21 protein-coding genes are annotated in these 23,830 nt (G+C 49.2%); 12 read left to right on the plus strand and 9 right to left on the minus strand.

From position 1 onward, the window contains the following. The first annotated feature begins 43 nt into the window (after positions 1–43). Together H6H02_RS03400 and H6H02_RS03405 are read left to right on the plus strand one after the other, a co-directional pair. Positions 44–1,945 (plus strand): S9 family peptidase, encoded by a 1,902-nt coding sequence (locus H6H02_RS03400; RefSeq protein ID WP_190814665.1) that lies wholly within the window; start codon positions 44–46, stop codon positions 1,943–1,945. Positions 1,946–2,092: 147 nt separating this feature from the next. Beyond that, positions 2,093–2,524 carry a nucleoside deaminase gene (locus H6H02_RS03405; RefSeq protein WP_190814667.1) on the plus strand — a complete coding sequence of 144 codons (432 nt, stop codon included), beginning with the start codon at positions 2,093–2,095 and terminating at the stop codon, positions 2,522–2,524. Between the two features lie 235 nt (positions 2,525–2,759). Here H6H02_RS03405 and rbsK read toward each other — a convergent pair whose 3' ends face one another. From rbsK to ebsA, 3 genes are all read right to left on the minus strand, one after another. Further along, positions 2,760–3,695 (minus strand): ribokinase, encoded by a 936-nt coding sequence (gene rbsK / locus H6H02_RS03410; protein ID WP_190814668.1) that lies wholly within the window; start codon positions 3,693–3,695, stop codon positions 2,760–2,762. An 88-nt stretch (positions 3,696–3,783) separates the two neighbouring features. Beyond that, positions 3,784–4,875: a DRTGG domain-containing protein gene (locus H6H02_RS03415; protein ID WP_190814858.1), complete on the minus strand. Its 1,092-nt coding sequence runs from the start codon at positions 4,873–4,875 to the stop codon at positions 3,784–3,786. 26 nt (positions 4,876–4,901) lie between these two features. Next, complete coding sequence (ebsA, locus tag H6H02_RS03420; RefSeq protein WP_190814669.1) at positions 4,902–5,276, minus strand: type IV pilus biogenesis protein EbsA; 375 nt, start codon at positions 5,274–5,276, stop codon at positions 4,902–4,904. A 374-nt stretch (positions 5,277–5,650) separates the two neighbouring features. Here ebsA and H6H02_RS03425 point away from each other — a divergent pair, with 374 nt between their 5' ends. Both H6H02_RS03425 and H6H02_RS03430 read left to right on the plus strand, forming a co-directional pair. Then, positions 5,651–6,625 (plus strand): radical SAM protein, encoded by a 975-nt coding sequence (locus tag H6H02_RS03425; protein WP_190814670.1) that lies wholly within the window; start codon positions 5,651–5,653, stop codon positions 6,623–6,625. Next, complete coding sequence (locus H6H02_RS03430; RefSeq protein ID WP_190814671.1) at positions 6,579–8,015, plus strand: glycosyltransferase family 2 protein; 1,437 nt, start codon at positions 6,579–6,581, stop codon at positions 8,013–8,015. Before H6H02_RS03425 ends, H6H02_RS03430 begins: the two co-directional genes overlap by 47 nt. A gap of 78 nt (positions 8,016–8,093) precedes the next feature. On the opposite strand, the gene H6H02_RS03435 is transcribed toward H6H02_RS03430, so the two are convergent. Further along, entirely contained in the window at positions 8,094–10,235 is a 2,142-nt protein-coding gene (locus H6H02_RS03435; RefSeq protein ID WP_190814672.1) for a DNA polymerase III subunit gamma/tau, read from the minus strand. Positions 10,236–10,461: 226 nt separating this feature from the next. On the opposite strand from H6H02_RS03435, the gene H6H02_RS03440 reads away from it, so the two are divergent. Together H6H02_RS03440 and rnhA are read left to right on the plus strand one after the other, a co-directional pair. Next, positions 10,462–12,063, plus strand: a complete 1,602-nt coding sequence (locus H6H02_RS03440; RefSeq protein ID WP_190814674.1) for a tetratricopeptide repeat protein — start codon at positions 10,462–10,464, stop codon at positions 12,061–12,063. A gap of 77 nt (positions 12,064–12,140) precedes the next feature. After that, on the plus strand, positions 12,141–13,019 hold the full coding sequence (rnhA, locus tag H6H02_RS03445) for a ribonuclease HI (protein WP_190814676.1): 879 nt from the start codon (positions 12,141–12,143) through the stop codon (positions 13,017–13,019). Positions 13,020–13,146: 127 nt separating this feature from the next. On the opposite strand, the gene cruG is transcribed toward rnhA, so the two are convergent. After that, positions 13,147–14,394: a 2'-O-glycosyltransferase CruG gene (gene cruG / locus H6H02_RS03450; RefSeq protein WP_190814678.1), complete on the minus strand. Its 1,248-nt coding sequence runs from the start codon at positions 14,392–14,394 to the stop codon at positions 13,147–13,149. Then, positions 14,391–15,311: a gamma-carotene 1'-hydroxylase CruF gene (gene cruF / locus H6H02_RS03455; protein ID WP_190814680.1), complete on the minus strand. Its 921-nt coding sequence runs from the start codon at positions 15,309–15,311 to the stop codon at positions 14,391–14,393. Before cruF ends, cruG begins: the two co-directional genes overlap by 4 nt. Positions 15,312–15,757: 446 nt before the next feature. Here cruF and H6H02_RS03460 point away from each other — a divergent pair, with 446 nt between their 5' ends. The 6 genes from H6H02_RS03460 (at position 15,758) to H6H02_RS03485 (ending at position 21,675) form a co-directional block, all read left to right on the plus strand. Then, positions 15,758–17,044, plus strand: a complete 1,287-nt coding sequence (locus H6H02_RS03460) for a GNAT family N-acetyltransferase (RefSeq protein WP_190814682.1) — start codon at positions 15,758–15,760, stop codon at positions 17,042–17,044. Next, the gene (gene ruvX / locus H6H02_RS03465; protein WP_242040541.1) at positions 17,007–17,510 is read left to right on the plus strand and encodes a Holliday junction resolvase RuvX; all 504 of its coding nucleotides are present in this window, start codon (positions 17,007–17,009) and stop codon (positions 17,508–17,510) included. Before H6H02_RS03460 ends, ruvX begins: the two co-directional genes overlap by 38 nt. Before the next feature lie 86 nt (positions 17,511–17,596). Then, positions 17,597–17,866: a 30S ribosomal protein S15 gene (gene rpsO, locus H6H02_RS03470; protein WP_190415339.1), complete on the plus strand. Its 270-nt coding sequence runs from the start codon at positions 17,597–17,599 to the stop codon at positions 17,864–17,866. A 15-nt stretch (positions 17,867–17,881) separates the two neighbouring features. Beyond that, on the plus strand, positions 17,882–18,346 hold the full coding sequence (locus H6H02_RS03475) for a PAM68 family protein (protein WP_190814686.1): 465 nt from the start codon (positions 17,882–17,884) through the stop codon (positions 18,344–18,346). A 233-nt stretch (positions 18,347–18,579) separates the two neighbouring features. Next, positions 18,580–19,638, plus strand: a complete 1,059-nt coding sequence (gene aroF / locus H6H02_RS03480; RefSeq protein WP_190814688.1) for a 3-deoxy-7-phosphoheptulonate synthase — start codon at positions 18,580–18,582, stop codon at positions 19,636–19,638. 411 nt (positions 19,639–20,049) lie between these two features. Continuing rightward, the gene (locus tag H6H02_RS03485) at positions 20,050–21,675 is read left to right on the plus strand and encodes a tetratricopeptide repeat-containing serine protease family protein (RefSeq protein ID WP_242040542.1); all 1,626 of its coding nucleotides are present in this window, start codon (positions 20,050–20,052) and stop codon (positions 21,673–21,675) included. 123 nt (positions 21,676–21,798) lie between these two features. Here the strand turns inward: H6H02_RS03485 and H6H02_RS03490 are convergent, their stop codons facing one another. The 3 genes from H6H02_RS03490 to H6H02_RS03500 form a co-directional block, all read right to left on the minus strand. Continuing rightward, positions 21,799–22,395: a COP23 domain-containing protein gene (locus H6H02_RS03490; protein WP_190814689.1), complete on the minus strand. Its 597-nt coding sequence runs from the start codon at positions 22,393–22,395 to the stop codon at positions 21,799–21,801. Positions 22,396–22,699: 304 nt separating this feature from the next. Next, positions 22,700–23,269: a transposase gene (locus H6H02_RS03495; RefSeq protein WP_190814691.1), complete on the minus strand. Its 570-nt coding sequence runs from the start codon at positions 23,267–23,269 to the stop codon at positions 22,700–22,702. A gap of 139 nt (positions 23,270–23,408) precedes the next feature. Then, entirely contained in the window at positions 23,409–23,762 is a 354-nt protein-coding gene (locus tag H6H02_RS03500; protein ID WP_190415354.1) for a DUF1257 domain-containing protein, read from the minus strand. Positions 23,763–23,830: the final 68 nt, after the last annotated feature.

Raw genomic sequence — 23,830 nt, forward strand, 5'->3', positions numbered from 1 at the left:
TGAGCAAAGTAAGAATAAGGAGATCGAGTAGTAAGAGGTAAAAATGCAATCAACTATTGAGCGATCGGCAACCCAACTACCGCCGCTGATTCCCCGCGAGATTCTTTTCGGCAACCCAGAACGCACCAGTCCGCGACTTTCACCGGATGGTAAGTATCTGGCGTACATCGCCCCCGACGAAAAGAATGTCTTGCAGGTGTGGTTGCGGACAGTCGGACAGGAAGACGACCGCCAACTCACCGCAGATAAGAAGCGCGGTATCCGGATTTTCTTCTGGACTTATAACGCCGACCAGCTGATGTATATGCAAGACTCAGATGGCGACGAAAACTTTCACCTCTATTCGGTCAATATTCACTCCAATATTGTCCGCGACTTAACGCCATTCCAAGGGGTGAAAGCACAGCCAGTGGATCTTGACCCCAAGTTTCCCGATCAAGTCCTGGTGGGGATGAACTTGAAGGACTTGCAAAAGTTTGACGTTTACCGCATTAACCTGGCAAACGGTGCGGTTGACTTATACGCTGAAAACCCAGGCAATGTAGTTAGCTGGACAGTAGACGCCCAATTCCAGGTACGTGCCGCCACCGCTGCAACTCCTGATGGGGGTTCTGACCTGTTATTCCGGGAAACAACCCAAGGCGATTGGGAAACGCTGCGTCACTGGGGTCCAGATGATGAAGGCGGTGCCGTCAGCTTCTCGGAAGATGGCAAAACCCTTTATATCAGCGGCAGTCACGATGCCAACGCCAGTCGCCTGATTGCTTTCGATGTCACTACTCGCGAAGAAACAGTCATTGCCGAAGATCCGCAATACGATCTAGGCGGTATCGTCATTCACCCGATTACACGAGTGATCCAGGCGGTTTCTTTCTACAAAGAGAAACAAGAATGGCAGGTACTTGACCAAAGTATCGCCGCAGATTTTGAAGCGATCGCCCAAATTCGTCCCGGAGAGTTCGGCATTTCCTCCCGTGACCTTGCCGACAAAAATTGGCTAGTCGCTTTCCTCACCGATGATGGCCCAGTCTACTACTACGCCTATAATCGAGATTCCAAAACCAGCACCCTCCTGTTCAGCAACAAACCCACACTCGAAGGGTTGTCGCTGGCATCCATGCAACCGATTTCTTACCAAGCCCAAGACGGCTTGACGATTCACGGCTACCTAACAACACCTGTAGGAATAACCGCCCAAAATTTACCAACCGTGTTGCTGGTTCATGGCGGCCCTTGGGCGCGAGATACTTGGGGTTACGACCCGCAAGCGCAGTGGTTAGCGAACCGGGGTTACGCGGTGCTGCAAGTAAATTTCCGGGGTTCCACCGGCTACGGTAAAGCCTTTGTCAACGCTGGCAACCGGGAATGGGCGGCGAAGATGCACGACGATCTCATTGATGCCGTCAACTGGCTGGTGCAACAAGGCATCTCCGACCCGCAAAAGATTGCTATCATGGGCGGTTCCTACGGCGGTTACGCAACCCTAGTGGGATTAACTTTTACGCCGGATGTCTTTGCTTGTGGTGTAGATATCGTGGGTCCCAGTAACCTGATTACGCTGATGCAAAGTATCCCGCCCTACTGGGAACCGCTGAAGGCGAATTTCTACTATCGGGTTGGCAACTTGGAGACGGAAGAAGAATTTCTCAAGTCGCGATCGCCCTTATTTTTCGTTGACCGGATTACTAAACCACTGCTAATCGCCCAAGGTGCTAACGATCCACGGGTGAAACAGGCGGAAAGCGAACAAATCGTCGAGGCGATGCAAAAGGCAAATAAGCCTGTAGAGTACGCCCTTTACACCGACGAAGGACACGGTTTCGCCCGTCCCGAAAACCGATTGCACTTTTACGCGATCGCAGAAGAGTTTCTCTCTAAATACTTAGGTGGACGCTGCGAACCGCTAGGAGACATCCCCGGACATTCCGGCGTACTCACCTCATAGAACCCATCCTTATCAATTGAGGTACGCAAAGTCTAAACTTAGCGTACCTCTGCGCTTACCTTTGCGTACCTTTGCGTTTAAAACCGAGCCTTTTGCACAGAAAAGCAGTATTCTAAAAAAAACTGAATTCTCGACAACTAAACTGTTATGGACGACTTTATGACAGATGCGATCGCCCAAGCTAAACAAGGACTCAGGGAGGGGGGAATTCCCATTGGTTCAGTTCTAGTTAAAGATGGGCAAATTGTCGGTAGAGGACATAATAAGCGCGTCCAAGACAACGACCCTGTTACCCACGCAGAAATCGATTGCTTACGCAATGCTGGCAGAATAGGCAGTTACAAAGATACAACGCTTTACTCTACCTTGATGCCTTGTTACCTCTGTGCGGGTGCTGTTGTCCAATTTGGGATTAAAAAAGTCATCGCCGGTGAATCTGCAACTTTCTCCGGTGCCAAGGAATTCATGGAATCTCACGGCGTTGAAGTGATTGATTTAAACCTGGATGATTGTAAGCAGTTGATGAGCGATTTCATCCAGAAAAATTCCCAGTTATGGAATGAGGATATTGGCAAGTAATTTTCCAAAAAATAGTTTTTAACTTCAACTCAACAGGGAAAACTTTTTGTTTTATCCTCTAGAACTTATTAATTTTTTTTGATAGAATGAACTCGATAAGGAAGAACTGAGCTTTAATATTTAGTTGAGACAGATTCCCATTATTTAAGTATACCTTGAAAAGGCGGAATTATCGTTACCAAATAGGCCATTAATCATAAAAATCTACTGAATATTCTTCCCTTTTTCCACTCAACTATAGAATCCCTCGTTCTCTGAGAAATGTGTCGAACGTCTCTCTATCCGGCAGAGAAGGCTGGGCACCGGCAATAGTTGCCGAAATCGCACCAGCGGCAGCACCCCAAACAACTGCCTCCCGCAGAGAACGCCCAAAAGCCAAAGCTGCTGCCAATCCCCCATTAAACGCATCCCCAGCCGCAACGGTGTCAACTGCCTGAACGGGAAAAGCGGGGACGAAGAACGTTTCCGCCTCTGTGGCACAGAAGACACCGCGATCGCCTAGTTTCACAATTGCAGTATCCGCGCCCTGTTGACGTAATGCGGCGGCTGCCTTGGCAGCGGTTTCTTGCCCATCCACAGCAAAGCCTACCAACTGCGCCGCCTCAATTTCGTTGGGGGTAATGATATCTACGAACGGATAGAGGAGAGAGGCAAAATCCCCCAGCTCTATAGCCGGTGCGGGATCGAGAATGACCTGAACCCCGGCTTGTTGCGCTGCCTTAGCAGCTGCAACTACGGCTGGCATCGGAATCTCGAATTGAAGTAGCAATGCAGCCGCACCGTCCAACAAATCACTCAGGCGTCCCACATCCTCCTCGTTCACTCGCCCATTGGCACCGGGAACGATGATAATGTGATTTTCGCCAGCGTCGCCCAGCGCGATCGCGGCAACGCCAGAATGAGCCGCTTCATCCACCAAGACAGCCCCAGTCTCGACACCAGACGCTTGAAGATTGGCGAGGAGTTCGCGTCCAAAATTGTCGGCACCCAGACGCCCCACCAGCTGAGTCGGAATCCCCAGGCGCGCCACTGCTACCGCTTGATTCGCCCCTTTCCCGCCCGCCGCCGTAAAAAAGTTATGACCCCGCAGCGTTTCACCCGCAACTGGCAATCGAGGTGATCGCGCCACGAGATCCATGTTGATGCTGCCGAAGACAATAACTTTGGTCATTGGTCACTCTGAAAAGGTTTGAATTTTGAGTTTTGAATTAAAAGGATTCCTAACTCAGAACTCAACATTCACCATGCTTCGGACTCGCTTACTGCACCGTAACCGCTGGTTCTAAACCCAAAGTCGCCATTAACCGCTCAATATCGAAGTTTTCAGCCATCATCTGGCGAACGCACTCGACCTTAATCGGTTCGTGTAGCCGCACTTGACCAAAGGCACGGTCAATAATTCCTACAGTCGTCAGCGTATCCAAGTCAACCGACAAAATCGGGATCTCTAAATCTTCAGCGCGGCTGAGGATAAAGTGTTGTGGCGGCAATTGCCCAGTCAAGATCAGGCACTGGGTGGAAGTTTCCAAGGCGGCTAGCTGGATATCCGTGCGATCGCCTCCCGTCACCACTGCCATATTCGTTCCCTTGCGGAAATACTTCAGCGCAGAGTTGACATTCATTGCGCCAATTGTCAAGCTTTGTACCATTAAATCCAACCGATCTGGACGGCACAGAACTTCTGCCTTCAATTGGCTGACCAATTCCCGAACGCTGACACTCCGCAGCAACTCGCTTCTCGGCAGCATTCCCAACACAGGAATCCCTTGTCGCTCTAGAAACGGTCGCACCAGCGTCTCGGCGGCTTCCAGATTCGCGGGAGGAATATCGTTGATCAAAACACCCATTAAGCGATCGCCCAGCCGCTTTTTGGCTGACAACAGCGCGTCCACCAACAGAACCGAGTGAAAACGCGCCACCAGTAAAACTGCCGCATCAACCGCCTCAGCAACTTGTCCCAGTGACAAGTCAAACAAGCTGCCTTCTTCCAAGGTTCCTGGCCCTTCTAACAACACCATCGGGGCACTAGGCACCCGCCGATACTGCTCCAGAGACTGACGGTAATCCGTCTGGTCTTCCCCAGATAAGCGTCGTTGAATCGTCTCTTCATCTAGAGACAGCAGAGTCGGTCGAATTCGGTTTTCTGGTAATTTCAATACCTGAGCCAGTAGCCGGACATCCTCTTCCATCGCATCTGTTTGCGATTCACTTAAACACGTGCCCAACGGTTTCCCGTAGGCGATATCTAGCCCTTTTTCTTTCAGCTGATGGGCAATCCCCAGGATCGTCGCTGACTTGCCGCTGTAAGCTTCTGTTGACCCGATAAGCAAATATTTAGCCGCTTTTGGCACACCCTCACTCCTCATTTCTACAGTGTTCAACCATCTGCTCGTAGCAGCTTACGATAGAACGCTTGGGAAAAGTCGATTGTGCGAGTGCGCTTGAAATTCAGAATTACATCAATTAAAAAATCGACTAACTCTGAATTTGCCATCATCACTTCGTAACTCAGTTCCGCATTTCCATCAAACTGCAACCGACACCGGGTCAAATCCAATGGGAGCCTAGACACATACCAAGTGGCAACAAAAGGAATGCTCTCGCCGCCTTCTATTTTGCGATTCCCTTCTAAAGACCCTTTTTGATAAAGGCTTATTGCCAAAGGCAACATATTGCGCTTAGTACCCTGGTAGTAGGGCATATAGACGCTGACGTCCCCTTGGTTTGCAGGCTGAAGTTGGTCAATTGACATTCTTAAATCTTCCTCAATTTCCGTCTAACTGGCAGTAGGGCTTTGTCCCTCATTTTCTGCGTGACAGCCGATTGGGAACACAATAGCTTAGAGTTCTAGCCTTGGACGGTGGAGCTAATGGTGATTCTACCTTAATATACGGGTTCCCGCGTCCTCCCCAGGATAAATTCATTCTTTAAAGGAATTCAGGAGCGTGTGGAACACTCAAAGAGCAGGAAAGAGTAATAAAGAACTTTTAGTTCTTATTTCTTCTTTTTCCCTTCGTAGGGATTTTTTTCCCTCTTTTCCCCGATTCCTAAGTAAAACTTCCTATCTGTTGCCGATTAGTTTACGCTGACTGAATAAAGTGATGGAATTATTCACGCGAGAAATCTATGCCTCCTTTAGTTGCCAATTACTACTTAACTTATCGCTGCAACGCCCGGTGTCACTTTTGTAACATCTGGGCATTAGAGCCACCTCAAGAAGCTGATTTTGCCACGATTCAACACAACTTAAAGGACTTGCGCCGCTTGGGTCTTAAGTATATAGACTTTACAGGTGGCGAACCCCTCCTACGTGCGGATGTTGGTCAGATTTACGCTGAAGCAAAACAGCAGGGATTCTGGACTAGCATGACGACGAATACAATTCTTTACCCCAAAAAAGCTAAGGAAATTCAAGGATTAGTTGACTTCTTGAATTTCTCTCTAGATGGTGCGGATGCTGAAACCCACGACCATTCGCGGGGGGTGAAAATTTTTGACACCCTGGTTGAGTCGGTGGCGATCGCCCAAGAACTCGGCGAACAACCCGTTCTTAATCACACCGTCACCGCTCAAAATTATCAAAACATTGACGAAATCGCAGAACTCGGTCTACGTCTAGGTGTTAGGGTCTGGCTCAACCCAGCTTTCACCGCCCACGACCACTACAATTCCAACAAGAATCCCACTCCAGATATGGTGGCAGCAATTCAAGCCGCCGCCAAGAAATATAAAAATGTCGGATACAATAAGGCTGCACTGGCGTTCATTGAAGCTGGGGGGAATGATACGAAGAATCCCCGCTGTAAAGCGGTCGATGCAGTAATTGCGATTTCTCCCGACGACAAGCTACTCCTACCTTGCTATCACTTTGCCCAAACCGGCGTTCCCATAAACGGAAAGCTTTACGACCTCTATCGCCAGTCAGAGGAAGTGGAATCCTACCGCAAATCTCAGGGCAAGCTGTCCGTGTGCGAAGGATGTACGGTATGGTGTTACTTGATCCCCAGCTTCTTTATGGGTGTAGATAAGTATTGGTGGTTGAATCAAGTAAGCTATGCCGGAGAATTCCTGGCCCGAAAAAGATTCTTACAACGAGCTTGAACCGTTCGATTCTCTATTGTCTGAATGTAGAGACGCAATCAATGAAGTCTCTACAGAAGAATTTGAGAGCGACTTTTTTCAGGGACTGGCAGGACGCAGACGTAAAGCGGCGTTCGCCTTAACGGTGATTTGGGGCAGCATCATTGCCTTACATATGTTTGTTTGGGGTTCGTGGTTAGTCCTAGTCCTAACCGGACTTTTGGTGATTCAGGCGTTCCGCGTCGTATTCGCGCGACCCCGACCAGTCCCAGCGCCGTTGTCGGAAGCAACAAAAGACCAATGGCCTTCTGTTTCCCTACTGGTGGCAGCTAAAAATGAGGAAGCTGTTATTGGCAACCTGTTGAAAATGCTGTGTAATCAAGACTACCCAGTAGATCGGTACGAAGTTTGGGTGATTGACGACCACAGCACCGATCGAACGCCCCTCGTATTAGAGCATTTGGCGAAGGAATATCGCCAGCTAAAAGTCCTGCGCCGAGGTGCGAATGGGGTTGGCGGCAAATCGGGGGCGCTGAATCAAGTATTGTCCTTGACGCGAGGAGAAATTGTCGGGGTGTTTGATGCCGACGCCCAAGTGCCCCCAGATATGCTGCGGCGGGTTTGCCCAAGTTTTGAGCGGCAACAAGTGGGTGCCGTGCAGATGCGAAAAGCGATCGCAAACCCATCGCTGAATTTCTGGACTCGCGGTCAGATAGCAGAAATGGCACTAGACTCCTATTTCCAGGAGCAGCGCATTGCCATTGGCGGCATCGGGGAACTCCGAGGGAACGGTCAATTTGTCCGCAGAGCTGCCTTGGAGCATTGTGGTGGGTGGAATGAAGAAACCATCACGGACGATTTAGATTTAACGATACGCTTACATCTGGATCGGTGGGATATCGAATTTCTGATCTTTCCCCCCGTATATGAGGAAGGCGTCACCAGTGCCAGGGCACTGTGGCACCAGCGCAATCGATGGGCGGAAGGGGGATATCAGCGCTATCTGGACTACTGGCGTCTGCTGGTCTCAAACCGAATGGGCACCCTCAAAAGCATTGATGCGTTCTCGTTTTTGCTCACCCAGTATCTTCTCCCCGCCGCTGCCGTGCCCGATTGCCTGATGGCGATCGCACGGAATCGTTTGCCTATTCTCAGTCCCGTTACCGGAATGACATTCACCCTCTTTTTCATGGGGATGTTTGTCGGTCTGCGTCGCACCCGGAAAGAAGAGAAAATGACAGCATCCGTCTTTTTCGTCACTCTACTGCAAACCTTACGGGGCGTCTTTTATATGCTCCACTGGATGGTGATCATCGCCGGGACTACTGCCCGGATGTCCGTGCGACCGAAGCGGCTGAAATGGGTTAAAACAGTGCATCAAGGCAGCAGCGAGGAAAGTTTTGAGTTTTGAAATGAGGGACACGGCATTGCCGTGTCCTACTACAAATGTCCTACTACAAAAAGGACACGGCACTGCCGTATCCTGACTCTAAAACCCTACATCATCATCCTCTTCCCACTCATTGGATAGCTCATCGGCAGGATTAATCATCTCTGCGAGTGACGAGGATGTTGGCATCGCAGGAAGCGACGGTAAATCTAAAGTCTCTAAATTTTCCTCTCCCTCGTCAGCCAGCTTGACAATTTCCCCTTTGAAAAAATCAGCGAGGCGTTTGGCAGCGATCGCAACTTCATCGTCCCACTCTCCAGATGACGGTGCAGATGGTTGGGCGGTAGCGGCTGAAGTCCGTGAAGCTGTAGAACTACCGTTTCTAAACTCATGCTTCGCTTGCGGTGGCAGATTAGAGGACGAACTGGTTGAAGGCGGTGCTGAGTAGTTGCTAGCGCCATTCTCTTTCTGGGTTTCTCCAGAAGGTTGTACGGGCGCTGATTGAGGAGCCGGTGTCCCAGATGCGATCGTTCCTACGGAATTTTGGCTGGGCGATGTTCCCAAAGAATCTGACCTTTGGGAGGTAGGCGGCTTTGAGACAGGATTAGACTTCAACTCAGTCTCCCCGGCAACTTGAAAGCTAACTTTTACCTTAGATTGAAAAGTTTTCAAAAAAGCTGCTTCCACATCTGGCAATTTTGTCTGAGCTAACTTTAATAAACCCGTTGTACTGACACTCAGGATTGCTTCCCGACCATTGAAGTTTAGTAACCGGCATCGTTGACGCAAAAATTCTCGCGTTCCCAATAGCTGGACGTGGTTAATCACCTGTTGCCAAACTTGAGCTAGTTCGACTCCTTGCTCCGCACCCTCCACCGGGTGAGAAACGGGCGCAGGGGGTTCGGTCGATTCTTGCGGTTCTGGTGGCGGTGCCGACACTGGGGACGTCTCTGGGGGCGTCTCTGGTGGAGATTCCTGCTGAATCGGTGAAACACTGGGGGGAGGGGTTTTAACGGCTGGCGTAGCCGGTTGGGCAGGTGCTGAATGTGGAGTGTTGGGTATGGACGATCCCCGCTCGACTTTTGCCTCTTGCCGCTCGACACGCGGGCGAGCCAGATTAACATTACCCACTGCCTGGGTCTGCTGACCGCTATTGGCTGCTGGCAACAATCCCAACAGCGTCACTTCTAACCACAGGCGAGGCTGAGTCGTATTTCTAATTTGAACTTCGCTGTCCTTAAGGTGCTTTTGCCCCTGCAAAATTGTCGGAATGTCCAGTTCCGCAAATTCGCATAGCTGAGTCCAGGTGGGCGCAGTCACAGCAACTAAATCCGGGCGTTTGGGGGCAGTTTTGGCGATCAGTAAATCGCGGTAGAAACCGGCAAGATTTTGGAGGACAATCAGCGGTTCTCTGCCCCTGTCCATGAGATGACGAGCTTTTTCCAGAACCGCTTCCGGATCGGAATCAGCGATCGCCTTCAACAACTCCATTAAATCTCGTTCTGGCACCGCTCCTACCAAATCCCAGACCGCCTCTACCGTCACTTGACCGGATAATAGGCTGAGTTGGTCGAGCAGACTTTCCGCATCCCGCAAGCCTCCTTGAGCGACTTGAGACACCAAGGTAATCGCCTCGGAGGTGATGTTGATGTTTTCCAACTGGGCAATCTTTCCCAGATGCCCGACCATCGCCTCTAAGGGAATGCGGCGAAAATCAAAGCGTTGGCAGCGAGAGATAATCGTCGGTAACACCCGCTGCGGGTCAGTGGTCGCTAGTACAAAGACAACGTGGTTGGGTGGCTCCTCTAGCGTCTTCAGCAAGGCATTGAACGCAGCTGAACTGAGGCTATGAACTTCGTCAATTACATACACTTTGTAGCGGCACTGAACGGGGGCATATTGGGCGCGTTCGATGATTTCCCGGATATTGTCTACGCCAGTATTACTCGCAGCATCGATTTCAATCACATCTAGCGCTGAACCTTTAGCGATTCCTTGGCAAACAGGACAAACACCACAAGGATGCTCTGTCGGCTGAGGATTCTGAAGACAGTTCAGCGATTTTGCCAGAATTCGGGCGCTGGAGGTTTTGCCCGTTCCTCTGGAACCCGTGAATAAATAAGCAGGGGCAATCCGTTCGGTGCGGATGGCGTTGCGGAGTGTGTGGGCGATCGCTTCTTGTCCCACCAAATCCGCGAACGTCTGAGGGCGATACTTGTGGTGTAGAGGTTGGTAGGTCACGGCAGGGATTTGTCAGGAGCTTAAGCGACAGAGGTGTCGATAAAAGTGTAACGTGTTGCTCTAGTCGAACCGGATGCGATCGATTTCGGGTGGTCTATGGGAAATTGGGGCGGTTTTCTGGAAAGCAAACGTTACGGTTAACCGATCAAAAGCTCATAATAGCCAGTAAAGTGTTCAAGCCCGTCAGATAAAATCTGAGTAAAGTGCGACGGGGGGACTCTGGCAAATGCTCAAGCAACTATGGCGATCGCTGGTGAGGTGGTTTCAGCGTTTATTTGGAACGGGCGGCAGGCGAAACCCAACACCCGCATCGGTTCGGGCGGAACCCCCTAAACCCCTGACGGATACAGATTATGAATTTTTGTACAGCCAACTGCTCGAAGGTGTCGCGCATGGTTGGCAGCAAGACCGGGTTTTGCGGTTTTTTGATTCCCTGGGCGATCGCGGTCAATCATCCCTCTGGGTGGGGTGGTTGAGGCGCTTTGGCGAAAGATTACTGGCTTCACCTGCACCCAATAATGAGTTAGCGGCGCGAATGGTGCAGCTCGGTCAGGTGGGCTGTGGAGAAATTGGGGAAGTTTCTTATGATATTGGGATGCAACTGCTGACCAGAAACGCTCCGGCACGAGCAGTAAACCCCCCCTCCGTCTCCTCTGTCTTTGAATACGAGGAGTACGACGCGCCGGAGGAGGAAGTCCCTGCGGTTAGCGAGGAAGGTGAGGAAGGCGGAGAACTCAAAACAGTCACCCTGGATGAGTTGTTGGTGATGTTGCAACAGGATAACGGTTTACTTCAGCAAATTTCCGAGCAACTGCAAATTGAGACGACCGATCCCCAAGTCATTGTGCAGGCATTGCTGAATCAATTCAATGCGGCAAATCCACCCAGCGCAGAGGAAGCAGAAACTCCATCATCAAGTGCAGATGAAGCCGAAGCTTGGTTTAATCAAGGGAATCAGCAAGCGAATTCTGGGGAATTGTCCGATGCGATCGCGAGCTACGATCGGTGCTTGGATATTAGCCCGGATAACTATATCGCCTGGAACAACCGAGGCGTGATGCAGAAAAATTTAGGACAGTTGCCAGAAGCGATCGCCAGCTTTGGCAAGGCGATAGAAATCAAACCCGACTTTTACGAAGCTTGGAACAACCAAGGCAATACTTTCCAGGACTTAGACCGTTTAGAAGAAGCGATCGCCAGCTTTGACAAGGCAGTAGAAATCAAAAGAAACGATCCAGAAGCCTTCTACAATCGGGGATTAGCGCTGGAAAACTTAAACCGCTACGAAGAAGCGCTAGATAGTTTTGACCGGGTGCTACAACTCCAACCCAACTATCCAGAAGTCTGGATGGTACGCGGCGAGACTTTACACCGCTTAGCTCGATATGAGGAAGCGATCGCCAGCTATGACCAAGCTTTGCAACTCAAGCTGGATGATTGGGACTCCTGGATCGGTCGCGGTAAATCGGCGCTTCATTCAGCAAAATTCGACCCGCTATTGAGTTCCGTCAGTCAGATCGCTCAAAACAATCCAGCCTTGAACCAACGCGGCGATGAAGGGCAATTGGCAAGCTATGAGGAAGGGTTGAAGTACGTTTCTCAAGAGACCGACCCAGAAGGTTGGGGCAGATTGCATCAAGCAATCGGCAATGCTTATTATGAGCGATCGCAAGTCAATCCAGAACCCGATCCGTTGCGCCGACAAGCCCTCATTGAGTACCAACAGGTGCTATCAAGCCTCTCCCAAGAGGATTTTCCAGAATTGCATCACGAGATTTTGCAAGACCTTCTGCAACTCCAACAATCTTTAGGACAACCCTCTGAATAATCTGACCGGGCAGCTTTCTCTCGCTTGGGGTTGCCCGTTTTTTGTACAATAACCATTCACCTCGCAAAACCACTTTCATGCCCTTGACTCGCACAATCCAAAGTATCTATACCGATGGTGCCTGCGTCGGCAACCCAGGTCCTGGAGGCTGGGGTGTTGTTGTCTATTTCACCGATGGTTCGGTCTATGAAATGGGCGACGCCGATCCCGCAACCACTAATAATCGGATGGAAATGCAAGCCGCAATCGGCGCATTGAAACTCGTAAATGGCATCGGACAAGAAGAACCCATCACCCTCTACACCGATAGCGAATACCTAAAAAACGGCGTTACTAAATGGGTGAAAGGTTGGAAAAAGAAGGGTTGGAAGACGGCAGAAGGGAAACCCGTCCTCAACCAAGACCTCTGGGAAATGCTCGATGAACTCAATCTTCCCCGGATCGAGTGGCGGTATGTCCGGGGTCACGCAGGAAATGAGGGGAATGAGCGCTGCGATGCGATCGCTCGCGCTTTTGCGACGGGGAAGACTCCTTCCTTGCAACAACCCATAGCAGAAGAGTCAATTGTTTCACCCGCCACTAATTCCATTCATAACAAAACGATACAATCGAGTGACGTATCTTCTGACCCTTCTAACCTCGACCTTGTCATGGTAGATTCTACTATTCCATCTGCTCTTGATTCTCAAGACAATCTGCCCCGTGAGGTGAGAGTCGCTCAGCTGCGTAATCTGATAGAAACTCTCCACGTGGCTGACGAAATTGCTGCGAAAGGCTACCTAATTACTAGCTCTGAATTAGCTGACTTAATGGATGTCAATGCCAGCGCTGTCACCAGTCGCGGAGACCACTGGGGTTGGCGTAATTGGATTGTGTCGCGGGTTCGCCGCGAAGGCAATCAAATTCTCTGGCAGCTAGAACGGGTGGATGCCGTTAACAGTAATTTCGATTCTTAAATGAGTTTTGGTTTTGGGTAATTGGAAAAAAGTTTTGAGTTTTGAGTTTTGAATTAAAGAACTCTCTGATAACTCAAAATCCAACACTCATCACTTTCATTACCCCTTTGCTTCATCAAACTCAAAACTATCCATAACTCCGACCGCGCCACTGCTTAGGAATACGGATAGCAGATAGAAAAATTCGCAGTACGGCTAAAGGATCTGCCAGAGGGGAAAGATAAAAGTAAACAGGTAAAAGTAAAAAGTCAAAGTTTCTTTCCCGTTTACCTGTTTCCGATCCCCTAAAGCTGGGGGAGCGAACTCTGCTTTCATAAGATGGCGCGATCGCGAGTAACAACGCAAACCGAATCAATACCAGAAATAAATTTAACCCGACAGCAGCCACCACCGGAAGTGTAGAAGTTCCCATCACTAGCCAGCTGAGTAAAACTAAGGATGCGGGTAGAGGTAAACCTTGAACGGCGAATAGCAGCCACAAGTCCCCCCATATCTGACCTCTAGAAGCAGCATCTTTTAGGTCAAGCGATCGCCCCCACTCTTTCCAAGTTTCGGCTGCTCCCTCATACATCCGCACCTTCAAAACCTTTGCTCCATCCAGAAAGCCCACCTTGAACCCACGGGAGGCAATATTGCGGGCAAGGGTCACATCGTCACAAAAAGAACTCCGGGCGCTGGTATAACCCCCTACAGCCTCCAAAACAGAGCGACGGCACAGGAAACACTGACCGTTCGCCATCACCCGCTCCGGCGCTTGCGTATTTGTACCCGCTGGATCGAATCTATAAAGCAGGGTCATTAAGAGGGCTGGTTGCAGCCACCACTCCCCTGGATACTTCAAAATAAACTGCGGTGACAGGGAAATTAGGTCATAACCCTCTTCTTTTGCTGTCCTGAGCAAACCAGCAACTAAACCAGGAATTGCCTGAGTATCAGCGTCCATTCCTAAAATCCACTCGCTCTTTTCGCAGCTGTGCAAAAATCCGGTATGTAAAGCCCAAGGACGCCCCACCCAGCTTGGCGGTAAGGGGTCATCCGTCATTAAGCGGAACCGGGGATCTTGCTGCTGCGCTGCTTTCACTAACTCTGGAGTTCCATCTTGGGAACGACTATCAACAACGATAATCTCCCGGACTTCGTAACTTTGGCGGGTTAGTCCAGCTAGTGCTGGGCCAATTCGCTCCGCTTCATTTAAAGTTGGAACCACGACACTGACAGCACCCAAGAGTTCGGGTGTGGCAGTGTGGGGTTGAACGGGCGATCGCCGAGACGGCCCTTTCAAGAGCCGCGAGAGCAGGATCGCTGTTGCTGGTGCCTGAACGAGCAGCAGCAACAGCGAGAGTGCGCTCTGTATGGTTAACCAATCGACGTTCACTTCACCGCCACTTTGACTTGAGTCACTGGGATTTCTGACTTCAAACTGGCAGGGGTTTCCGGGATAGATTCGCGGATCTCTGGCGGTTGTGCCATTCGCCAGAGTGTCAAAGCCGGAACAACACCCACAAGAACGCCCAACGAGACAGGTATCCAATACCCAGCCGCCAAGCTCAATCCGGCTGCATATCCAAAGTTACTTAGATAAACGGTAAGTGGGAAACCTAGCCCAGAACGCTCCAATAAAATCGGCGTTTTTCTCCACAATATTGCTCCCACACCGATAAATAGCGAGCTAGTGCCAAACCAACCCGCATAATTGCCGTAGGGTGTGCCAAAGAAGGCTCCTGGGTGTTCCCAATACCAAAAAGGCACCATCGTCTGACTCATCGCTGGCTCCAGCGCAAAGTCCCAAGAGGTGAACATCATAGCAGCTACAGCGATCGCGCCCACATAGCGAACCAAGCCTGGATTTTGCCGAGTTTTTAGACCCGCACAGGCAATTAAATAAGAAACCAATCCCATATAAAACCAGGACAAGGGAATGGTAAAAGGTACCAGTCCACCAATCTTATACCCCAAGCCATTTAGGTAGCTGTAGTCACCAAATGGAAAGCCTGTACTGGTTCCCAGCAATTCACTTCCCAAAGACAGACACACCGCAGGCACCATGAAAGTAAGCCAGTGCCACAGGCCCAGCTTTCTATAGGCATAAATGGAAACGGCGACCGTTCCTAAGACGATATTCACCACTCCACCCCAAGCCATACTCCACTGGAATGCAGTCTGCCCAGTCTCCCCTAAATTCATAATTATTTCAGGATGGGGTACGACTAGCACTAGCCCTGCCAGTCCAAAAACCATCGTTACAATATGACCAATCAGGCAGAAACGCTCGACAGTGACAAGTTGCTTCATTGCAGAATTCTTACTTCTGTATGTTCTTAATAGTAGTTTACAAATGTTTGTCAAATAACCCCATGCTTGCGCGGCTGTCGTCGTTCGTCGTCGCTGAGAAGCCAAAATTTAGTTGGAAGTCTCAGAATCTCGTGCCGGAAGTTCAATTCAGTCGTTAGCCCAACGACCTCGATCAACCTCTAAAAATTCCGAACTTCAAGGCGGCTGCTGGATTCCAGACTTCGAGGGCAGGACTCAAAAGGAAAAACGACAATCAAATAATTTCTTCGCCAGTCGGCATTTGGTTCGTCCTTGTCGGCGGTCAGTAGGGGAAAGCAGTTAAGATATTGGCAGCAACACCCAAAAGGCTTTTTCACCAAAAACCTGTTGGTTGCTTTTTTAAGCTGGGTTTGCTCTCAAAGAGCAGCTCGCCCGACCCTATCGGCTTCATGGCGCATGTACTCAACATGACTTCATTTCTGCCTAAAGAAACCAAATTTGCGATCCGTCCCGTTCAATACCGCGACCTAGATGCGCTGGAACGGCTTGCCGCAGAAGATTTTGACGCAGGAGACCAAATTTACTCAACGGACAATCTGGGTAGAAAAGTTCATCAAATTCGACCCTGGTTTGGTCCGCTGAAGTTCTTAAGCTGGTTTCCCAATCCTTGTCAGCATACTTTTTGCGTTTATGTCGCAGAGCAGGATAACCAAGTTCGCGGCACGATCCAGGTTTCACCCTTCAACCGCACGCGCAGCACTTGGCGGGTTGAACAGGTAGTTTTGGAGACAGGGGTACCGGCAGAAGTTGGCTCGCAGCTTTTGCGTTATTGCTTTGAGTCAATCTTGGAAGCTCGTACTTGGTTGCTGGAAGTCAATGTTAACAACAAAGCAACACTGGCTCTTTACCGGCAGAACGGGTTTCAACCGTTAGCGCAGCTGACTTATTGGGCGATCGATCCAGAGCTGCTTTCATCACTGCAAGAGCGCGAACCGGATTTACCTAATCTTCTCCCAGTCAGCAATGCTGATGCCCAGCTACTCTATCAACTCGACACGGTATCAATGCCGCCGCTGCTACGCCAAGTTTACGACCGCCACATCCATGACTTCAAAACCAGCTTCGCTGGCGGGTTTCTCACCAGCTTAAAGCAATGGATTGGCAAGACGGTTAGCGTGAGTGGCTATGTATTTGAACCGCAGCGCAAGGCAGCAATTGGCTATTTTCAAATTTTTCTGTCCCGCGATGGCTCCCAACCTCATGTCGCTGAGTTGACCGTACATCCAGCCTACACTTGGCTATACCCAGAGCTACTTTGCCAAATGGCTCGGATTGCGAAGGATTACCCTTCCCAGTCCTTACAACTGGCTTCAGCCGACTACCAGCCAGAACGAGAAGAATATTTGGAACAATTGGGGGCAGAACGAATTTCCCACTCGCTCCTGATGTCTCGTTCTGTGTGGCACAAGCTACGGGAGGCAAAGCCCATTTCCCTAGAAGGGTTACAGTTGGCTGAAATGCTTCAGGGTCTCCAACCCGCCCGCAAAGCAGTACCGGGGCGGATGTCTTGGCTGAAGTCGAAGCATAAGAAGCCGCAGGTGGAACCGCAGAAGGATTTATCCTCCTCCGTGGCGCTGCCTCCAAAAGGGGGAATCGTACTGAATTCCCAATCCCTTGATGCCACGAAAGCTAGCCGCACAGAGCGGGGAGAAGAGAATGGAGAGAATCTCGGCACTGGGTTTGGATGTCGGTAAAAAACGGGTTGGGGTAGCTGGTTGCGATGGCACTGGATTGATTGCCACCGGAATTGATACGATTGAGCGCACTTCCTTTGAGCGGGATATCGAGCAACTGCGACGCCTGGTTGAGGAGCGACAAGCGCAAGTTCTGGTCGTCGGCTTACCCTATGCGATGGATGGAACGCTAGGGTTCCAGGCGCAGCAGGTGCAGAAATTTGCGACAAGAGTGGCAGCAGCTCTCGAGTTACCGTTGGAATATATGGATGAGCGGCTCACGTCTTATGAGGCAGAGGAACTGCTGAAAACAGAAAGGCGATCGCTCTCCCAAAATAAGCCTCTAATTGACCGGAAGGCGGCAGCTTTGATTTTGCAACGCTGGTTAGATGAACGTCGAGCCGCAAACAAAGTCGCCAAGCAACTTGTAGAAACAACCTATATCGCGTCTGGCGCACAGATAGAGACATCGGAAATTCCCAATTGATTTGCAATTCCCGATTACCCATCACCGATTCCCAAATCAGATGATAATATGAGAGATTGCTGCATTCTAAAAAATAGACTTTCTCCATGACTCTGCCGCAACAGCGTAAACACGAAATTATGACTGAGTATCAGGTTCACGAAACTGATACTGGCTCGACGGATCTCCAAATTGCGATGCTGACAGAACGCATCAATCGTCTCAGCACTCACCTCAAAGCCAACAAGAAGGATCATGCTTCCCGGCGAGGTTTGTTGACAATGATTGGTACCAGAAAGCGTCTCCTGTCCTACCTGCAAAAGGAAGATAGACCTCGCTATCAAGCCTTGATTGGTCGCCTGGGTATTCGCGGTTAAACCGCCGATAAACTTATGTCTTCAGAAGAATCCCAACGGAATCGCTTACCGTTTGAACCCGCTAAGAAGAATCGCAAAAAACCAGCGAAAAACCAACCCACAACCCCAAGCACTGCCAAAAAGGAAGGTCAAGAGCCTTCCTCAAAAAAACTTGAATCATCGGCAGTCCCAGAGGTGGTGAGCAAGCGCATGGTTCGCCGGATGGCTCTTTTTTGCGGCATTCCTAGCGCTTTAGGCATTTTGACTTTTATTGTCAGCTATGTCGTGGTTAGCCAGCACTGGTTTAAGTTGCCCAACGCCGCAGTTGTACTTGTGAGTATGGGCTTCTTTGGGTTGGGCGTTCTGGGATTAAGTTACGGGGTTCTCTCAGCCTCCTGGGACGAAGAGAGACTGGGTAGTAAAATCGGCTGGAACGAGTTCACCACGAACTGGGGACGGATGACAGCAGCGTGGCGTTCTGCTGGGCAAAAGGATTCATAAATCCCGCGCAAATACCAGCAGTTCAAAGGTGAGTTTTACTTATAAGTTGTTTAGAGAACGATTGCCATCGGTCTCGCTCTTTCCTGGGGTTTGAACCCCAGGCTATTTTCATTTTTTGCTGGAGAGATAAACTCGGCGGTCTATCTAGGCAAAGCTAGAGAAGTATTATCTCTGGTGACTTTTGAAAAGCGAGATATTCGGCAGATAAGCAACCGAATTATGGATTTGGAAAAATGATTGTAGTCATGAAAGCTGGCACTCCAGAGGTCGAGATTGAGCGCGTTAGCTCTGAACTCGGCACTTGGGGACTGACACCAGAAAAAATTGTCGGGAAGCACAAGGTGGTATTAGGTCTGGTTGGTGAGACAGCGGACTTAGATCCCCTCCAAATGCAAGAAATTAGCCCTTGGGTTGAACAAGTTCTGCGGGTTGAGCAGCCCTTTAAACGGGCAAGCCGCGATTATCGTCACGGTGAAGCGAGTGACGTTGTGGTATCAACGCCTAACGGTAATGTCACTTTTGGCGAACACCATCCTTTAGTGGTGGTGGCTGGCCCTTGTTCGGTCGAAAACGAAGAGATGATTATTGAAACCGCACGTCGAGTTAAGGCGGCGGGAGCGCAGTTCTTGCGCGGCGGTGCTTATAAACCTCGGACTTCGCCCTATGCTTTTCAAGGACACGGTGAGAGTGCCTTGAATTTGCTAGCGGCGGCGCGGGAAGCGACAGGCTTGGGCATCATTACAGAACTGATGGATAGCCCTGAATTGGATGTGGTGGCAGAATTTGCTGACGTGATCCAAATTGGTGCCAGAAATATGCAAAATTTCTCTCTGTTGAAGAAAGTAGGGGCGCAAGAAAAGCCTGTGCTGCTGAAGCGGGGAATGGCGGCGACGATTGAAGATTGGTTGATGGCGGCGGAGTATATTATGGCTGCTGGCAACCCGAACGTGATTTTGTGCGAACGCGGTATCCGCACCTTTGACCGTCAATATGCGCGGAATACGCTGGATTTATCGGCAATTCCAGTGCTGAGAACGTTGACTCACCTACCGATTATGATTGACCCCAGTCACGGTACAGGTAAGTCTGAGTATGTGCCTGCGATGGCGATGGCATCTATCGCTGCTGGTGCTGACTCGTTAATGATTGAAGTCCACCCGAATCCGAAGAAAGCACTTTCTGACGGCCCTCAATCTTTGACTCCAGAGCGTTTCGACCGCCTGATGCTAGAAATGTCCGTTATTGGCAAAGCCGTAGGTCGTTGGCCTGAGCCTGCTGTTGCTTTGGCTTAGAGTTACAAGGGTGGGCAAATGCTCACCCTTTTTTATGGATGCGATCGCTACTGTTGATTAGTTTTGGAATGCGATCGCTACTTTTGATTAGTGATGGAATGCGATCGCTCCTGAATCAGATTTGGCATTTTTACTAAAATGTGCAAGCTTATCAACCACTGGGCGATTTTAACCGCGTCTACACAAACTCTCGTCCGCCTTCGCAGACTCTTATAAGCCGACGAAAGCGGGTTTTACTTTTCTTGCAGCAAATTAAATTCGCAAAATGCGATCGCTTTCCTCTACCCTCAGATAGGTTTTTGATGCCACAATAAAGAACAATACGGCAAACCTGCTTTTGTCAGGCTTTGTTTGTGTAGCCCCAGCCTACAGGCTGCGGACTTCTTAAAAGCTAAGTTCTGTAGGTGCGATATGGTGTCTTGGCGTTGGTTGATTGCTTCTGGCTTCATCGCTTTGTTATCGTCCGGCTGTACTAAACAACCCACATCTGGAGAGATTGCCAAGCAAGTCGGAAACAGTGTGGTTTTGATTACCTATGCAGACACAGAAGGAAGTGGCAGCGGCTTTTTCGTGTCGGGAGAAAATAAAGTCTGCACCGTACTCACGGCGCGTCATGTGGTGGCACCCAGTAGTAAATTGAAGCTGCAAACCAACGATAGAAAATTTTGGAACTCGGCGACTATTCAAAACTTCCCCAATCAAGATTTAGCACTCATCACCTTCGATCCAGGTAGCGAAAATTGCCCCTATAAAGCCCTTGAATTGGGCGACTCAGACACAGTGAATGTGGGAGACGGCATCTACATTACTGGTTTTCCTGGTGGTTCCTCTGCACCGCAGTTTGTACCAGGTACGGTGTCAGCACTTGGCAAGCTATCTGATGGCTATGGAATTTCCTACCCTGTTATAACCACTAGGGGAATGAGTGGGGGACCAGTGGTAAATACAGCGGGGAAGATAATTGCTATTCATGGACGCAGCGAGAGAGAACTTGTTGAAAAGGCAGAACGTACAGGTGAAAATTTACCGCCACAACAGCAGTCTGCACAAAGTGTAAATTCCGCTGATGGGGACGCACAAAATACTTTTAAATGGGGCATTCCTAGCAATACCTATAAAGTAAATCTTTCCAAGATACTTGCCGAGGCTGCGGCGACAACAAAGGCAGAAGAATTGTTAAACAGTGGCAATGATTTGTTAGTCTCCGAACGCTACAAAGAAGCTGTTATTGACTATGACAAAGCAATTGAGATTAAGCCTGACTACCATGAAGCTTGGAATAACCGAGGCTATGGGCTAAGGAAGTTGGAACAGTACCAAGAGGCGATCGCATCTTATGACAAAGCGATTCAAATCAAGCCTGACAAGCATGAAGCTTGGGCTGGTCGAGGCTATACGCTAGATGAATTGCAACAGTACCGAGAGGCGATCGCATCTTATGACAAAGCGATTCAATTCAAGCCTGACTTCCATGAAGCTTGGTATAACCGAGGCCTTGCGCTAAGGAAGTTGGAACAGTACCAAGAGGCGATCGCATCTTATGACAAAGCGATTCAAATCAAGCCTGACAAGCATGAAGCTTGGTATGGTCGAGGCTATACGCTAGATGAATTGCAACAGTACCGAGAGGCGATCGCATCTTATGACAAAGCGATTCAATTCAAGCCTGACTTCCATGAAGCTTGGGCTGGTCGAGGCTATGCGCTAGGGGAGTTGCAACAGTACCAAGAGGCGATCGCGTCTTATGACAAAGCGATTCAATTCAAGCCTGACTTCCATGAAGTTTGGGCTAGTCGAGGCTATGCGCTAGGGGAGTTGCAACAGTACGAAAAGGCGATCGCATCCTATGACAAAGCGATTCAATTCAAGCCTGACAAGCATGAAGCTTGGGCTGGTCGAGGCTATGCGTTAGGGGAGTTGCAACAGTACGAAAAGGCGATCGCATCCTATGACAAAGCAATTCAATTCAAGCCTGACTACCAATTAGCAATAGATAATCGCAAGAAGTTACTAACTCAGTTAGGACGCTCAAAATAACGGAGATTTATGAGGACAACATCGCCAAACTTATAACTTGCTATAGACAGCAGCTTCGGATTTTCTCAATTAGCGCCTATGCACAATACTTATAAGTAGCTATGTTGTCCCAGTCACAGCAGATTACTTTTTAGCAGTGTCTCCAGCATTCAGATCCTCATTTGCCAAAAAGTTCCCCAGATGAACAGACGGCGAAGCTGGAGACAAAAGAGGAGCAGATGGTTCACCCTTACTGTTTTGATCCACAGTATTTTTATTCTCTAAAGCCTCAATCATCTTCCTCAGAGACTCGTAGGGATCAACACCGACATCCAGCGTCACCAATAGGGGACAATTGTTGCCACTAATCTTAGTTTTGGCACAGATAACAGATTGTTTAGGGGTGTCAAGGTCAGTGCGATAATCAAACGCAATCAGACCATCTTTGCGATAACCTTCCAAACGGCTTTCAATCTCGCCGCAACGTTTTAGAGTGTTCCAGTCACCGCCAAAGGTTTTTACCATTCTCAGCCAAGGTTGCGCCTCTTTGTCGTTATGGTAAACCACTGTCCAAATCTCACCTTCCTGAGAGTAAGGTCGGAGTTCGCAAGTAAAGCGGTCATTTTTTTCGCTAAATAATAGTGGCGGCTTCCTGCCATTAGCTACGTCGTTGATAAAACTTGCACCAGCAATCACAGCACCGATAATACCTACCACCAAACCTGCTTTTGCTAAAGACATACAACTTGCCCTAAAACCCCGTAGTGAGATTAATTTTTCTAAGATAACTCATCTACACAGCTATCCAAAGGGGGATATATGAAGAGATAACAAAACTTGGCAGAGTAGGGGCGAAGCATTCGGGCGAAAAAATAGGCTATCGACGATAATTGATCTACCCGAAAGCTTCGCCCTGCCTCACAGATAACTTATATGTACCTGATTGACGCCAGCACCGACTTCACCCTGTCACAGGGAAGGGCGAAGCTTTCGGGTATAAAGATTTAGGGGAGGTTTCATAAGGTATCGCCCGAATGCTTCGCCCCTACAAGATTGGTGATTTATTGATGAGATATTCCTCGTCTTCATTGCAATTTAACGGATTTTCTAAGATGTAATGCCTGATGTTTTCGTATGCTTTCTCGTTGCGGATAATTTCTTCATAATAATCGCGCTGCCATAATGTGCCAGAACTTCTATTTAGGCGATTAACTCTGCGTGTTGCTGTTGATTTAAAGTTTTGAATAATTGCTCCCAGTGAACCTGATTTAGTTCCATTGGATAAGCTATTTTTAGAAGTTGATTTACTTGCTAATAATTCTTGATTGTCAACATTATTTTCGTTTTCATTAATGATAATAATCCCATGCACATGATTAGGCATGAGAACAAAAGCATCGAGTTCAATAAAGGGGAAATGATGAGGTAAATTATTCCAAACTGCCTCAACAGTTGCACCTATGAGATTGGGGTGCATTACTCCATCTACAATTTCCCCTAACAAACATTGCCTTTGATAACAGCAGATAGTGACATAATATGCACCTGCTTGCCCATAATCATATCCCTTGAGGCGAATGGAGCGACGATGGTGTTTGTCTGGGTTATAGGACATTTTACTGCCTCAGCGCGATCGCTCCGCTGTGTCATTACTCCCATAAAAAAATTACCCAGCCCTGGTTAGAGCTGGGTGATAGGAAAAACGGGCTAACCTAAAGTTGATTAACCCGATAGCTTGGGAACGCGCACACAAATTACTTTTGCACAACCAACTTAACGTTGGCATTTTGCAGACCGCGTTGCTTGACTTCAGCCAAGGTCTTGTTCACGGCATACTTCTGATTAATCGAGTTAATCAGTTCGGTTTGGTTGTGCTTCTTGGCGACGCCCCACAGGTCAGCAATCAGGTCGAAAGAGCCGTCGCTGTTGCGAGACCAACCGAGGTCATACTCGCCTTCCAGAACTGCAACGATGTCAGAACGAACCCGCTGACCGTTATAACCCCGAACATCTGCTTCGGTCTTGACGCTGATACCCAGGTCGCGAAGAGAAGCTTTCAGGATTTCGGCATCGGTGATTTTGGTACGCAGAGTGCTAAAGTGAGACATTTGGATTTCCTCCAGTAGAGAGTTAAGAGAAACGACAACTTGTGGATGTGAGTCTGCCGCCTGGACAC

Origin of the sequence: Coleofasciculus sp. FACHB-1120 (assembly GCF_014698845.1) — a bacterium.
In the GTDB taxonomy this organism is placed as follows: domain Bacteria; phylum Cyanobacteriota; class Cyanobacteriia; order Cyanobacteriales; family FACHB-T130; genus FACHB-T130.

Excerpts from the sequence above, each read along its gene's own strand:
- rnhA (WP_190814676.1), top strand. The coding sequence starts at position 12,141 with ATGCCCTTGACTCGCACAATCCAAAGTATCTATACCGATGGTGCCTGC.
- rpsO (WP_190415339.1), top strand. The coding sequence starts at position 17,597 with ATGACTCTGCCGCAACAGCGTAAACACGAAATTATGACTGAGTATCAG.
- H6H02_RS03425 (WP_190814670.1), top strand. The coding sequence starts at position 5,651 with ATGCCTCCTTTAGTTGCCAATTACTACTTAACTTATCGCTGCAACGCC.
- cruF (WP_190814680.1), bottom strand. The coding sequence starts at position 15,311 with ATGAAGCAACTTGTCACTGTCGAGCGTTTCTGCCTGATTGGTCATATT.
- H6H02_RS03490 (WP_190814689.1), bottom strand. The coding sequence starts at position 22,395 with ATGTCTTTAGCAAAAGCAGGTTTGGTGGTAGGTATTATCGGTGCTGTG.
- H6H02_RS03485 (WP_242040542.1), top strand. The coding sequence starts at position 20,050 with ATGGTGTCTTGGCGTTGGTTGATTGCTTCTGGCTTCATCGCTTTGTTA.
- H6H02_RS03405 (WP_190814667.1), top strand. The coding sequence starts at position 2,093 with ATGGACGACTTTATGACAGATGCGATCGCCCAAGCTAAACAAGGACTC.
- H6H02_RS03460 (WP_190814682.1), top strand. The coding sequence starts at position 15,758 with ATGACTTCATTTCTGCCTAAAGAAACCAAATTTGCGATCCGTCCCGTT.
- H6H02_RS03440 (WP_190814674.1), top strand. The coding sequence starts at position 10,462 with ATGCTCAAGCAACTATGGCGATCGCTGGTGAGGTGGTTTCAGCGTTTA.
- H6H02_RS03400 (WP_190814665.1), top strand. The coding sequence starts at position 44 with ATGCAATCAACTATTGAGCGATCGGCAACCCAACTACCGCCGCTGATT.
- H6H02_RS03475 (WP_190814686.1), top strand. The coding sequence starts at position 17,882 with ATGTCTTCAGAAGAATCCCAACGGAATCGCTTACCGTTTGAACCCGCT.
- H6H02_RS03500 (WP_190415354.1), bottom strand. The coding sequence starts at position 23,762 with ATGTCTCACTTTAGCACTCTGCGTACCAAAATCACCGATGCCGAAATC.
- H6H02_RS03430 (WP_190814671.1), top strand. The coding sequence starts at position 6,579 with ATGCCGGAGAATTCCTGGCCCGAAAAAGATTCTTACAACGAGCTTGAA.
- rbsK (WP_190814668.1), bottom strand. The coding sequence starts at position 3,695 with ATGACCAAAGTTATTGTCTTCGGCAGCATCAACATGGATCTCGTGGCG.
- aroF (WP_190814688.1), top strand. The coding sequence starts at position 18,580 with ATGATTGTAGTCATGAAAGCTGGCACTCCAGAGGTCGAGATTGAGCGC.
- H6H02_RS03495 (WP_190814691.1), bottom strand. The coding sequence starts at position 23,269 with ATGTCCTATAACCCAGACAAACACCATCGTCGCTCCATTCGCCTCAAG.
- ruvX (WP_242040541.1), top strand. The coding sequence starts at position 17,007 with ATGGAGAGAATCTCGGCACTGGGTTTGGATGTCGGTAAAAAACGGGTT.
- ebsA (WP_190814669.1), bottom strand. The coding sequence starts at position 5,276 with ATGTCAATTGACCAACTTCAGCCTGCAAACCAAGGGGACGTCAGCGTC.